Source organism: Pseudomonas sp. 11/12A (assembly GCF_000800055.1).
Classification (GTDB): Bacteria; Pseudomonadota; Gammaproteobacteria; order Pseudomonadales; family Pseudomonadaceae; genus Aquipseudomonas; species Aquipseudomonas mohnii.
Genome location: NZ_JUGV01000001.1, coordinates 1,791,378 through 1,805,248, shown reverse-complemented (window position 1 = coordinate 1,805,248; position 13,871 = coordinate 1,791,378). Strand labels below are relative to the sequence as shown.

9 protein-coding genes and 1 pseudogene are annotated in these 13,871 nt (G+C 54.5%); 6 read left to right on the top strand and 4 right to left on the bottom strand.

What is annotated here, in order from left to right:
• Nucleotides 1-22: 22 nt before the first annotated feature.
• Nucleotides 23-838, bottom strand: coding sequence for a helix-turn-helix domain-containing protein (locus GQ39_RS08455; protein WP_047528828.1), 816 nt, complete (start codon nucleotides 836-838; stop codon nucleotides 23-25).
• A 264-nt stretch (nucleotides 839-1,102) separates the two neighbouring features.
• Here GQ39_RS08455 and GQ39_RS08450 point away from each other — a divergent pair, with 264 nt between their 5' ends.
• Nucleotides 1,103-1,375, top strand: a complete 273-nt coding sequence (locus tag GQ39_RS08450; RefSeq protein ID WP_047538622.1) for a DUF1652 domain-containing protein — start codon at nucleotides 1,103-1,105, stop codon at nucleotides 1,373-1,375.
• Nucleotides 1,376-1,429: 54 nt separating this feature from the next.
• On the opposite strand, the gene GQ39_RS08445 is transcribed toward GQ39_RS08450, so the two are convergent.
• The gene (locus GQ39_RS08445) at nucleotides 1,430-3,904 is read right to left on the bottom strand and encodes a UvrD-helicase domain-containing protein (RefSeq protein WP_047528826.1); all 2,475 of its coding nucleotides are present in this window, start codon (nucleotides 3,902-3,904) and stop codon (nucleotides 1,430-1,432) included.
• A gap of 278 nt (nucleotides 3,905-4,182) precedes the next feature.
• Between GQ39_RS08445 and GQ39_RS08440 the strand changes: the two genes are divergently transcribed.
• A complete protein-coding gene (locus GQ39_RS08440; protein WP_047528824.1) occupies nucleotides 4,183-4,878 on the top strand; it encodes a pirin family protein in 696 nt (231 codons plus the stop codon).
• 111 nt (nucleotides 4,879-4,989) lie between these two features.
• Here the strand turns inward: GQ39_RS08440 and pgm are convergent, their stop codons facing one another.
• Entirely contained in the window at nucleotides 4,990-6,636 is a 1,647-nt protein-coding gene (gene pgm / locus GQ39_RS08435; protein WP_047528822.1) for a phosphoglucomutase (alpha-D-glucose-1,6-bisphosphate-dependent), read from the bottom strand.
• A 111-nt stretch (nucleotides 6,637-6,747) separates the two neighbouring features.
• A pseudogene (locus GQ39_RS08430) lies at nucleotides 6,748-7,989 on the bottom strand (aminotransferase class I/II-fold pyridoxal phosphate-dependent enzyme); the annotation flags it as partial.
• An 81-nt stretch (nucleotides 7,990-8,070) separates the two neighbouring features.
• Between GQ39_RS08430 and GQ39_RS30955 the strand changes: the two are divergent.
• The 4 genes from GQ39_RS30955 to GQ39_RS08405 all read left to right on the top strand — a co-directional run bounded on the left by GQ39_RS30955 (nucleotide 8,071) and on the right by GQ39_RS08405 (nucleotide 13,739).
• Nucleotides 8,071-9,441, top strand: a complete 1,371-nt coding sequence (locus GQ39_RS30955) for a site-specific integrase (protein WP_081997874.1) — start codon at nucleotides 8,071-8,073, stop codon at nucleotides 9,439-9,441.
• Between the two features lie 140 nt (nucleotides 9,442-9,581).
• Nucleotides 9,582-11,273: a hypothetical protein gene (locus GQ39_RS32315; protein ID WP_152613980.1), complete on the top strand. Its 1,692-nt coding sequence runs from the start codon at nucleotides 9,582-9,584 to the stop codon at nucleotides 11,271-11,273.
• Nucleotides 11,274-11,278: 5 nt separating this feature from the next.
• Nucleotides 11,279-13,327, top strand: coding sequence for a hypothetical protein (locus tag GQ39_RS08410; protein ID WP_047528816.1), 2,049 nt, complete (start codon nucleotides 11,279-11,281; stop codon nucleotides 13,325-13,327).
• Nucleotide 13,328: 1 nt separating this feature from the next.
• A complete protein-coding gene (locus GQ39_RS08405) occupies nucleotides 13,329-13,739 on the top strand; it encodes a hypothetical protein (RefSeq protein ID WP_047528814.1) in 411 nt (136 codons plus the stop codon).
• Nucleotides 13,740-13,871: the final 132 nt, after the last annotated feature.

The following is a 13,871-nucleotide window of genomic DNA, read 5'->3' as shown; positions in this document are numbered from 1 at the left end:
GCGGTGATCCTAGTGCGTGGGCTCAGAGGCTGTCTTGCGCGCGTGCACGCAAAGAAATTTGTTTGGCATAGGCCTTGGGCGACTGCCCGGTGTGCTGACGGAAACAGCTGTAGAACGCCGATAACGAATTGAAACCGGCGGCAAAGGCCAGTTCGTCGATGCGCAGCGGCTGCGTGGCGTTATCCAGTGCGGCAAGCAGATGTTGCAGGCGTGCCTGGTTGACGTAGCGATAGAAGCTCTGGCCCAACACCTGATTGAGCAGATAGGAAATCTGATTGCGGCTGTAGCCGCACTCCTTCGCTACCCGCTGCAGATCGAGCTCTGGATCGAGGTAAGGCTGCTGGCGTTGGAAATATTGTTGCAAGTCCTCGGCCATGAAGCTCAACTGACGCGGCGACAATCCGAGCCGACTCACCGCCGGACGCTGGTTGTTGGCGACCTTGCTGGGGGGCTGCTCATGCACCAGTGACGCGTATTCGTTGACCCGCCAGATCAACCCGTCCTTGACCGTGATCGCCTCACTGGCGCGGAACGACACCAGGCCGTCCCCGCCGCGCAGGGTAATGCGGTACTGAATGAATGCCGTGTTGCCATCAAGGCGGATACGGTCGGAATGCTCGAGCGCCTCATCCGGATCCCTCGGCATGCTGCTGCGCACGTATTCACGCAATTCGGCCAGGCCCATCACCCGATTCTGGAAAAAATCGCTGTACAGGACGTCCGGGTGATACAGCGCCATGACCCCATCCAGGTCCCGGTGTTTCCAGCGCAAGTGGTAGCGCATGACCGTTTCGCCCGTGGCCTGGGTTTGCTGCGGGCCATCATCCTCGACGTGCATAAGGGTCTCGAAGAAAAGAGCCGACTTTGCCGAACTTCTGCCGTCGCTTCAATGGTCAACCGCTGTCAACCTTTTATCGGAAAATTCGCCGACTCGTGCGCTGGATCAAGAAAGCGCGAGGCAATCGCCAAACGGACTGAAAAAAACCACATGATTTTCACATCCGGGTGCTACTTTTAAAGTCTGTCACCGGTTGAACCAATGAAGGTTCTTCCCTCCTACCATGAGCTAATGGAAGCGCTCGATGAAGAAGGCGGGCAACATATGAATAAAGGGTTCAGTAAGGTTACGTTTCCAAACGCCTGTCAGCTGATGCGCTGGCATTTTCATCCCATGGGTTTTGAGGCGAGCATGGACGCCCCGGGCAGCATGATTGCCCGTCTGTTCGATCGCGCCACTGGCGAGACCATGATCGCCATTGCCGGTATTCCTTGTGCAACGGTCATGAATGCAGCCGATGTAGAGCGAATAATCGAAGCCGTGGAGGATGAGCTCGAAACGTTCATTCCCCCGGTGGCCCTCAGAAGTTATGCCTGAAGGTCGAAAAAACACAAAAGCCCACTTTACGTGGGCTTTTTGTTGGGCGGGACTTCAAGTCGCAGAACTTGCAGCCCGATGATCGGCAAAAAACGCCTTGCCCTTGCCGATGCGATCGGATGCCTTGGGCATATTCACCGCTTGGGTATCCTGGGCATCGACGTACCAGTAACAATGACTGACGGCCCGGGTAATGCCGACATATGCCAACCGCAGGATTTCGTCTTTCTGCGCGTTGTCATAGGGCTCGCTGTCGCCGGCCTTGCCCAGGCCCGCCATGCGGTAGACCTGATTCTTGTACGGTGAGCTGGTCAGATGCTGACAGTCGCCGAGCAGGAATACGGCATCAGCCTGCAAGCCCTTGGCGCTGTGGTAGGTCAGTTGCTTGAGACGCCGAGTTTCATACGGCAAGCTAGAATCAACATTAACTACAGACTGAATATGCTTTTCTATCAATGACTTATCGCTACTTTTTCGATAAAGCATCAAGATTGAATCACCCTTGCGGTAGTGCTCCATGAGACACGCCGCCATGGCCTGGTCATCACGATCAAGCACCTGGACGGGCCACAAGTCCTTGGGCTCGCCGCTGGCCTTGGCCTTCTTGCCCGGAATCGCTGGCGCGGCACGAACGATGTGTTCGGCGGCGTCGATGATGTGTTGGTGACTACGATAGTTGTCGCTGAGCATGACCCTGGTGGTGCCTGGCGACGAGAATTCCTTGTTGAACTCCATGAAATAGCTCGGTGAGCTACCGCGCCAACCGTAGATCGACTGCCAGTCGTCTCCCACGCAGAGCAAGGACGAGCGCTGCGCTCCGCGCCCCACATGCATGGCCGGCCCACGACGGCGGATCTCGGCCAGGCTGGCGCGAATCCAGGAGACAATTTGCGGCGATACGTCCTGAAATTCGTCGATCATTAAATGTGACAAGGGTCGCAGCAGCTCATCGCTGAGCAGTTTCAGGTTTTCCGGGGAATGTTCGCTGAACAAGGCAAACATTCGGTTGTAGGTCATGATCGGCGGTTTCTGGTCGAGCAAATGGTCTTCCAGCGCACGCCAGTACAGACTCAATGCCTCGAAGAAAAACCGGTCCGGGTCGTCCTTGGCAAAGCTCATCTGGCTGACTGCGTTCGGCACATCCAGGCCGAGGTTCTCGATAAACCCGGCTGCGGCGACAAAGCAGTCCAGCAACGGCGCGGAAGCAAGCTCACCCTTGACCTTGTAATCAAAACCCGGCCCGGCACTGGCGTCACCGGCCAACGAGGCCAACACACGTTTGGATGATTCGTAACTATCTAGCCAAATCAATGGTTTACGACAGAAAGCTTGAAACAGTGTGCGCTTTACTGCCCATTCCGCACGAACCGTCAATTTGGCGTTCGGACGGCTGACCTGGGGGTTTTCCCCAGGATCGAAGCCCAGCATCACCCAGGCGTCCAGGGACGGAATGTAGCCATGGCAATGGAAAGTCGAGCCGTTGATCTCGAAGGTCTGGCGATTCGGCTCAATGCCTTTGATCGGCCAGGCGCGCGCCCTGAACCACAAGTCTTCCACCGTGTCGCACAGTTCTTCGTCACGCTTGGCAGCCAGTTCGGTCACCGCCATGCGTTTTTGCACATCAGGGTGATCACGCTCCAGCTCCTTGAGCTGCAGGGCGTGGCGCGACAGCGGCTTGATCAATTCGCGAAAACGCTCGTCGCGCGTATGCAAGGCATGAAAACAGGCGTTCAGTTGCTGGCGCTGGGCGTCATTGATGCGCAGGTCAAATGGATTGCTGTCAGCGTCCTCCTCGCCGTTTTGTGCACGATGACTGAGGTTCTCAAAGGCTTGCAGGCGTTCGAAGCCTGGCAAACTGCGGACCATCGGCAGGATCCGCGAGTGGAAGGTCCGTACCAGATCGCGAGCGTCCTTGAAGGTGAGCGAACGCCCCCAGAGAGCAAACAGTTCGATCAACTTGTTGATGAAGTCCTTGCGTGACTCTCGGGTGAAGGTCACCACGGTCATCGAGCTCAGCTCGAAGCCCAGATAATGGCTCAGCAGCACGATCCGCAGCACCAGGGTCGTCGACTTGCCCGCGCCCGCGCCGGCGATCACCGAAGTGGTCGGTGTGTCGCTGAAGATCATTTTCCACTGGGCCGCGCTGGGCTGGGCATGAGGCGCAAGCAGTCGCGCGACATCGGCCTTCATGCGCTTCTTCACCTCGGCGTTCAGCGGCAAACGCCAATCGTCGAACAAGTGATCGTCGATAGTGGGGGGACGATGTTCGGTCGAGCGCGAGTCGCGAATCAGCAGGACCTGTCGCCCCTCTTCCAAGCCTTCGAGCTTGCCTTCCTTATAGCCGTAATCCACTCCCGCCATGTGCCCGCTGCGGAAGCCGTCAGCCTGACCGTGCAGCCAGGATGCTCGGTGTTGCGCGCGCAACCGCGTCAAGCCGTGACCAAAGAATCGGGCGGCCAGGCGCTTGAGCAGCGGCATCTCGGCCAGAGGACGTAGTTCAGGCGGAAGATCGGGGGTGTGTTGCGGCACGCGGACGGACTCCAGGGTGTGAGGCTGTTGAGGGCTATGGTGTCTGCATTTGCCGTCGAGTTCTAGTGAATTGCTTATGACTCATTAGCTTATGCGATGAACTGAAGGTGAGATGAGAATGTTTTGAGGGTCGAACTTATCAGCCATTTCGATTGTTATGCGGCATTTTTTACGCTTTTTATCGATGCTTGCCTGATGGATGATGCCCGTCATCAACCACCGGTCTCGCTTCATGGCCCAGGCCTGCCGCCCCATGACGAACCTTTCAGGAGACGATCATGCTTGAACTCAGACCTTTTAACTCGCTCGGTGGCGCTCACCACGGCTGGTTGGATGCCCATCACCATTTTTCGTTCGCCGAGTACCATGACCCCAAACGCATGAACTGGGGCAACCTGAGGGTCTGGAACGACGACGTAATCGCCCCTGGCACCGGTTTCCCGCAACATCCACATCGCGACATGGAAATCATCACCTATGTCCGTGAAGGGGCCATTACCCACCAGGACAACCTTGGCAATAAGGGCCGCACTGAAGCCGGTGACGTACAGGTCATGAGCGCCGGCACCGGGATTGCCCACAGCGAGTACAACCTGGAGGCGACGCCGACCAAGATCTTCCAGATCTGGATCATTCCCAACGAATCCGGCCTGGCGCCGTCCTGGGGCGCCAAGCCGTTCCCTAAAGGCCAGCGTGAAGGTTTCGTGACCCTGGCCAGCGGCAAGGTTGGCGACGATCAAAGCTTGCGCATCCGTGCCGATGCACGGCTGGTGGCGGCCAACCTCAAGGCCGGCGAAACCGCTGAATATCACCTGGAGAACGGTCGTCGCGCCTACCTGGTGCCGGCAACTGGGATCATTGAAATCAATGGGTTACGCGCGCAAGCTCGAGACGGTGTTGCGGTCGCGCAAGAATCCGTATTGCGGGTAACGGCCATCGAGGACAGCGAAATCGTGTTGGTGGATCTGGCTTGATCCAGTAAACGCCGGGCAAAAAAAGGGGCGACCGTGATGGTTGCCCCTTTTTTATTTTCTACCTGTCCATTTGTGGTGAGGGGGCATTCCCCCTCACCACAGGTCCCTCAATCACTTGGCGGAGATGGCGCCATCCACCAACGTTTGAGCTTCGGCCACCAATTGCTTGAGGTGTTCGTCGCTGACAAAGCTTTCCGCGTAGATCTTGTAGATGTCTTCCGTGCCCGACGGACGTGCCGCGAACCAGCCGTTCTCGGTCATGACCTTCAGGCCGCCGATGGCCTGGTCGTTCCCCGGAGCGTGGCTGAGGATGCTCTGGATCGCCTCGCCCGCCAGTTCGGTGGAAGTCACCTGCGCCGGCGACAGCTTGCTCAACAGGGCTTTCTGTTCCGGGTTGGCCTTGGCATCGACCCGCACCGAGAACGGTTCGCCCAGTTCATCGGTCAAGGCACGGTAGGCCTGGCTTGGATCGCGACCCGTGCGAGCAGTCATTTCTGCCGCCAACAGGGCCGGGATCAGGCCATCCTTGTCGGTGCTCCAGACGCCACCGTCCTTGCGCAGGAACGAGGCACCGGCGCTTTCTTCGCCGCCAAAGCCCAGAGAACCGTCGAACAGACCATCGGCAAACCATTTGAAACCAACCGGCACTTCGTACAGGCGACGGCCCAGGCGCTTGGCCACGCGATCGATCAAGCCACTGCTGACCACGGTTTTACCCACGGCGGCATCGGCACGCCATAGCGGGCGGTTCTGGAACAGGTAGTCGATCGAGACCGCGAGGTAATTGTTCGGCGCCAGCAGGCCGCCGGACGGCGTGACGATGCCATGGCGGTCGTGATCCGGATCGCACGCGAAGGCCACATCGAAACGTTCTTTCAGGCCGATCAGGCCCTGCATCGCGTAGCTGGACGATGGGTCCATGCGAATCTGGCCGTCCCAGTCGACGGTCATGAAGCGGAAGGTCGAATCGACCTGTTTGTTCACCACCTCCAGGTCCAGACGGTAGTGTTCGGCAATCGCCGACCAGTAGCGCACCCCTGCTCCACCCAGCGGATCGACACCCAGACGCAGCTTGGCGTCGCGGATGGCATCGAAGTCAATCACGTTGATCAGATCGGCGACATAGGTATTGAGGTAGTCATGACGATGGGTGGTGCTGGCCTTCAGTGCCTGTTCGTAACTGATGCGCTTGACGCCGGCCAGCTTGTTGGCCAGCAGCTCGTTGGCCTTGGCTTCGATCCACTTGGTGATGTGCGTATCGGCCGGGCCACCATTGGTCGGGTTGTATTTGTAGCCACCGCTTTGCGGTGGGTTGTGGGACGGCGTGATGACGATACCGTCGGCAAGCCCCGAAGTGCGTCCGCGGTTGTAGCAGAGAATCGCGTGGGAAATCGCCGGGGTCGGCGTGTATTCGTCGCCTTCGGCGATCATTACCGTCACGCCATTGGCGGCGAGCACTTCAAGGGCGCTGGCACCGGCCGGGGTGGAGAGCGCGTGGGTGTCGATGCCGACAAACAGCGGGCCATCGATGCCTTGGGCTTCGCGATACAGGCAGATCGCCTGGCTGATCGCCAGGACGTGCCATTCGTTGAAACTCAGGTCGAACGAGCTGCCCCGGTGCCCGGACGTGCCGAAGGCGACGCGCTGGGTGGAGATCGAGGCGTCAGGCTGGCCCGTGTAATAAGCCGTTACCAGTCGCGGGATGTCGACCAACAGTTCTGCCGGTGCCGGTTTACCCGCAAAAGGACTGAGTGTCATGCAAAACCTCTGGAATAGAGTGGTTCAGGGATAGGAGCGCAGTTTACTGGCAGTTTGACCATAGTGCGATGGGATCGATCCATCAGTGTGGCTGATGTTTTGCCGCCCTGCTCACTCGATCGCTTCCAGGCGCAAAGCGTCCCCCAGCAAGCCCAGCGCTTGCGCCAGGTCCTGTTCGCCACCAAAGGTGTGGCTCAAACGCAGATGTTGTGCGTGCAGCCCCTGGAGGCTGAACAGCTCTCCTGGCGCAATCACCACCTGATGCTTGAGCAGGCGTTGAAAAACCCGGCGCACATCGACCCGGCGCGACGAGTTCACCCAGATGGTTGCACCACCGTGCGGCTCGACGAACTGCAACGCATCGCCCATCCGCTCCTGCAGCAGCTGGGTCATCTGCGTCTTGCTGTCCTTGAGCCGCCGTCGCAGTACCTGTAGATGCTGATCCACGCGTCCATTGCCGTATAGACGGGCAATGGCTTTCTGGCGGATCGGCGAAAGACGGAAGGTGCGCAACAGAAAATGCCGCTGCAACTCGTCTCTCAGATGGCGTGAAAGCAGATAACCGTAGGGCGCTTCGGGGCCGATAATTTTTTCGAAGGTGGAAAACACGATCAATCGCTCGACAGGCAACAGGTCGCGAAAGCGCACGCCCTCCGGTTCGAAACCCAGTTCACCGTGACAATCGTTTTCCAGAACCTGGCAGTCATACAGCTCCAGCAGTTGCGCGACGGCTTGGCGGTTGTGATTCGGGGCCCGGCTGCCTCGGGGCATGTTCAGGCCGGAGGACACCATGACCAACCGCACCGATTCGGTTTCGAGCAGATCCTTCAGACGCTGGATATCCAGCTCGCCGTCAGCCAGCACCGGCCATTCGATCACCCGCACGCACGCCTCCTGAAGCAAGCGCAACAGCGCCCAGTCGCACGGCGACTCGACCACTACCGTGGCGTCCCTGAGGCACAACACGGTGATCAGGATTTCCAGCACGCCCCGAAGATCGGCGCCGATGTAAACATCATCGGCGTGCCAGCACCGCACCGGCGATGAGGTGTAGCGCGCGGCCAGGGCGGTGCGCAATTCCAGTTCGCCACAGGGTTGTGACGACGGTTGCGGCTGGCGTGGATATTGGCGCAGCAGCTCTCTTTCCAACAGTAACAACGGGCTGTCGAGTGACTGTAGCGATGCGGGCTCGTCGGCGCTCAGGTTCAGCGTGCCAGGGCGTCGCGCATTGCTGTAGACCATTTCCAGCAGGTCGTCGCCACTGTAGAGCGTGCTGATGGAAGGCACCGGCATTGCGTAATAACCGGATTTGGCCAACGAGTAGACGCGCCCTTCCTTCTCCAGCAGCGAGTACTTCATACTGCACGCAGTGTAAAGACATCTTTTTGCTATTTTTAACCAGCAAAAACAGTGTATTAACATCATTTTTTGTACATGATTGATGATCATTTTTGTAAAAACTATAATTCGCTTACTGAAACTCCGACTGGAAGTGTAAACACGATGGCAATGAGGGTGAGAGACTACAAAGCGCGAGACGGTAGCCGCTTCTCGCTGCTAATAGACTTAGGGGGGGATGCCTTCCCGCTGTTCTATCCAACTGCATTCATCACCATGCGAATGGCGAGCAGAACAGCTGGTTCACAACGCAGCACCCTATTTGTCTTGAAAAGACTGTACGAATGGGCCGCCCGGCAAAAGATCGATCTTGACTACAGGTTCGCGACCAAGAAGCTATTGACCGTGCCGGAGGTCGAATCCCTTGTCCAAGCGATGTCGGCGAACACCAAAAAGCGCGACGGCACTGCTATCAAAGGGGCTCGGATCAACTACTCGCTCGACATCCTAAAAGTCTATTTTGGATGGTTGTTCGGCCACTGGATCACTGACTCGAACGCCTCAGAGAACGCGAAGCTGATTGAACGTCTTCAGACCAACCTGCAAGAGCGCAAGAATAAAGGCGGTTCAACGTCCAAAGCGAAAAGGGAGCGTATCGCCAAGAGGATCAGTGACCCCGCAGATGAGGCGCTCTTGCAGCTGTTCGAGAGTGCTGACGAACTCATCAAGAGCAATTCTGGAGCTGAGTCAGAAGATCAGCCTAGCCTCAGCAAACCAAACGAGCTTGCATCTCTTTTCAAACGAGCAATTTTCTTTCGCAATGCGCTAGCCCTGCGCATCCTGTACGACACAGGCATGAGATTGGGCGAGTTGCTTAGCCTCCGCTATACGGACTTCATCCCGGCTTCTGGTGGCGAAAGCGCGTACATCAGAATCCGTCGCAACCATGATGACGAGTTCGATCGTCGCATGAATCAACCAGTGGCGAAGACCTTGGGTCGGATCCTCAAAATATCGGAGCAGCTTGAGAAGATGATGTTTGAGTATCTGGGAAGTTATCGAGCAGATATCCCAAACGTAGATTTTAAGGACGAGTCGTTCATTTTTGTGAACCACAAACGGGGCGAGAATCAGGGCCGGGAGATCGAGATTACGACGTTTCGGTCTGCACTGGCCGTAATCATCAAGCGAGACAAGAGGCTCAAGGGGCTGCACCCTCACCTGCTTCGACACCATTGGAACTACAGGTTTTCTCTGCACTGCGAAAAATTGGGTTACAGCGACACAAAAACTCGGCAGGAGCGCGAGCACTGGATGGGATGGGTCGAAGGATCGTCGTCGGCGCGCGACTATGACTTGCGTCACATTCAACAATCGGCGAACGAAACAGGCGTTTATGTAGCTTCGGATACAGCAAGAAGCAAAGCTGACCGGAAACGCTCAGGCAGTAGTCGCTATGGGCAGTGAAATCGGCCGTTGTTTGGGTCGCGGACAACGATCGCGTGTCCAGAGTTTTCTGCACCAAAGCAGATATCGCGGAGCACTAAGGTGCCCACCAGCATCCCGCTCTGAATCGTCAGTAAATACAATACATCGCAAGAGTATTTATGATTTTGAACAATAACGCGACAAGAAACGCAACACAAGCTATCGATCGTCTTGACATACCGAGCGAAGATATCGAAATTCTGACGAGTTTTGATCGCAATGAACTCCCGTCAAATAATTCTTACCGCGTCCAATTCTCGGACACGAGCGTCACTATTGCGGATAAGCGAACAGTTGATATTAAAAGTATTCTGGAGATGGACAGCCAAACTGTGCTTGGATTCAAATCCACACTAGAAGCAATTGCCATCAACAATTTACGTGCACCTGTGACTTTGGGCAACTACACTAACAGAATCGCACAAGCCATTAAAATAAACTCGGTTAAGGAATTTACTCCTAGCTCCTATCGGCAATTGATTAAACGGGTGTCTCCAGATACTAATCATGCCTTCACATCCATTCTAAAAACATGGTATAGATTGGGCTATCCGGGCCTTGACGCAGAAACATTTAGCATTGTAACCGCCTTAAAGGCCCCGGGTTTGCGGAGTCGTAAACGGATTACTTCAGATGATCCCACAGAGGGCTGGTATACAGCTCAGGAATATGACGATCTAATCGACACCTACTGGCTAGACTACGAGTCTGGAAAAGTCAACCTGCGAGATACGTCAGCACTGCTGTTGATGGGACAATACGGCAAACGAGGAATCCAGCTTGCTAATCTTAAAGTATGTGACTTCCTTTCAGATGGAGAAACTGAAGGTCTTACTGGGAAGCGTGTGGCTTTTCCAGGCTCCAAGGATAGGAGTGCCGAAGATTGGTTTCGAGGCTCAAAATTCGAAATTCATCCACTGGGCGATGACCTGTGGAACCTTTGCATGCTACAAATTGATAGTACCATCGCCGATCATGAAAAACATTTTCAACGCGAACTTACTGAAGCTGAGTGCAATGAACTTCCTTTTCTTCAGTCTGGTATGAGATGGTTGAAAAAATTGAGTATTGGTACGTTTCCAATCGGTCTGTCGAGCGCTGTATTCCATCTAAGCAGCACAGCGATTGCTAGAGCATTGAAAAGAGTTTCAGGATCCACAGTTGTTTCTCTCCGCACTGGAAAGCCGGTACGTGAGTTTGCCTATCGCATGAGGTATACACGTGCTCGACAGCTCGCACGCTTGGGTGTACCTCGTGTAACCTTACAATACTGGTTAGGCCACAATGAAAACACCTCCCTCGATCACTATTATGACGACCCGGCAGAAGATGCTCGGCTGCTAGATCTTGAAATGCAAGTGATACTTGCCCCTCTCGCTCAGGCATTTTCCGGAACATTAAGGGATAAAGAGTCTGATGCAGTTCGCGGAAACAATCCTGCCAGTCGCATTGAATTGGACGGTCATCACAGCGTGGGCACTTGCGGAGAGCACGGATACTGCAATGCGTCGGTTCCAATCCCCTGTTACCGTTGCGCGAAATTTCAACCGTGGGTCGACGCTCCTCACGAAGAAGTGCTGCTGAGGTTGATCGAGCGACAAGAGGAAGAGAATAATATCCATTTACCAAGTAAAAGTCGACGGATCCTAGTTCCTCTCCAACTGGATAAAGATATTGCCGCAGTCAAGCTAGTCATAAAGCTTTGCGATGCTCGCAAACAAGAGCTGAGATCAGCCGCACAAGAAACTCAACTGCACCTCGATGAAGGCAACAACTCCATCGATACAAAAAAGAAACCCAAGGCCAAGTAAACAGCATGTCCAATCCAATTGACTTTCAGTCCAAAAGCCAGATCGCTTGCCAGAAACACCTGCAGAGCTACATCCACTTAGCAAAGTACGTAAGCCCAATCTGGAAAAACCACCCTGGCTTCGACTGGAATTCAGATGTATGGCATACACCGCGCGGCAACTTACGTTTTATGACTTACGGAGTAAAACTACAGGCATCAAAGCTGCCAACTCGTGATCAGCAGTTCGATCCTGATTTTATGGAATTTGCTAAAGCTTACATAGTCAACACCCGAAAAGGTGATCCTGCCAAGGCATTTCGGATTGACTACCTTGCTGTACAAATTATTGGTGCCGCACTGACTTTAGTTGACGGCCATGCTGATATCACCCGATTGTCCGAACGACATCTTGATAAAGCAGTTGAAATCATAAAGCAACGGAATAAAAGCCACCATGTCACAGCCGTCGCTGTAAGAACCTTGGCAAGGCTTGTTGCTGACCAGAATATTTCTCCGCACTCGATCAAGTACTGGGAATCCCCGTTTAGCAATCACTCGCAAGCGGAAAGCACAAAGCCTGTCAAACAATCGCTTCCCGACGACGAGGCCTTATTAGCGCTGGCCGAAATTTTCTCGCGCGGTTACCACAGTGACGATCTCGATGATGAGGCGGTTTTCATCACAAGTATTACCGCAATACTGCTGTCAGTACCGATGCGAATTGCCGAGAAGCTAAGGCTTAGATTAGATTCGATGAAATCTGAAAAAGATAAAAATGGTGATACGCAATGGTATCTGCATTACTACTCCACGAAGAATAAAAAAATCGTGACAAAAGGCGTTCCAGCCACCATGGTGGAGCATTGCAAAGAGGCATTCAGGCGCTTGACAGCCATTACGGAGCCAGGGCGCAAACTCGCTTTGTATCTCGAGAACGGCTCTACTAAATTCTACCCTCATCCTGGCGTACCTGCCGTACATGCCGATCAGATTTTAACAAAAAATGAAGTAATCTCAGCGCTTGGTCGTCGAACGGAAAAATCGACCGAGCAGGTGATGAAACACATGTCGGGGTCATACAAACTCGAGGGCTGGACGTTGAATTCATTGTGGGAGATTGTTCGGGCCTACAATATGAAGCTTAACCCTTTCTTCCCATATCAAGTTGATCCTGAGCTTCATATTACCAAGCCACCAAAAATGTCTGAGTCTTTATTGTGTTTCCTCAAGCTTCAGATCAGCCAGAGTCTGGCAACCAGCCCAGTGCTGCTCACACCAGCGAACCAGCACTACTATTCAACACGTGTGAGCCCGGATCGGGTAGCTACAACCAATGGCAAGACTTATCCCTCTTTCTTCACAAAGCACGGCTATCCAAGCCTTTCTCTCCGGTCGCACCAGTTACGGCATTTCCTGAATACCGCAGCGAAAGAAGCTGGGGTTGGGATTGAGACCATTACCAAATGGAGCGGGCGTGCATCGGTTAAGCAGACGCGTGACTATATTCACCAAGATCCGATGCGCAAAGCTGAGATGTATAGCGCTGATGTGATTCCCGTGAAAGACGTCACCCCTAAGCCCATCACTGCTGCCGAATACAACATCCTCAACAAGGGGCCGATTATCTCAACGCGGTACGGTATCTGTACGCACCCTTGGACAATTAGTCCATGTCAGAAATCGGGCGATTGCTTGAATTGTTCTGACTTGTTGCATTGTAAAGGGCACAAAAATTCATTGGCAGCTGTAAAGGTTGAGCGAGATCATGTAGCAGAAAACCTTGCGGCAACAATGAAAGAGATCGAGGCGGGTAATCGCCCGGCAACGCGTTGGGTGGAAACGCATACTCGCTACCTGGAACGTCTGAACCAGATTGTGGCCATGCACGAAGACCCCAACATTCCGGACGGCAGTCCGGTACAAATGGTGGGCAAAGATTTCACGCATGCGAAGCGGATCATGCTTAATAAGCAGCCGAAAGCTGAGCTAACGAACAATTCTGGCAGCGTTCTTAGCGGTATCGACGATGAAGATCTGCAGCTATGCCTTCAAGAAATGATGAGTGGTAACTGATATGCCCCGCGCTTTTACACCCAAGGAACTCAAAGCCATTGTGGCGATTATCAGGGATTGGCCGATCAAGCAGAAGCTGACCTGGGATGATATCTGCAAAGCGTCTGAATCGGTGCTGGACTTTGTTCCGAGCCGCCAGGCTTTTGCGGATAAGCCGGCAGTTATTAATGCCTACAAGGTTCGGAAAGCGGCGATCACGTCTCATCGGGACAAGCTTGCGAGCATTCCGAAACCGAAGAGTCTTACGGCTGCTGCGGAGACGATTGCAAGGCAGCAGGAGGAGATCAGGCAGCTCAAGAACGAAGTTCAGGCGATGGCAGAGATGGCCCGACGCTTTATTCATAATGCAGTGATACATGGGTTGAAGCGGGAGCAGTTGAATGCCCCCCTGCCAAAAGTTGACCGGAAATGACTGGAGAGACAGGGTATGTGCGGGGTGTCGTGACATCCGAATACTGCAGCAACGGCTGCAGCTAGCCACAATTACGCAAGTTGAAAAGCTGAAAATTTTTTTGCGCGCCCTGTCGGGACGGCTGTCGTAAAT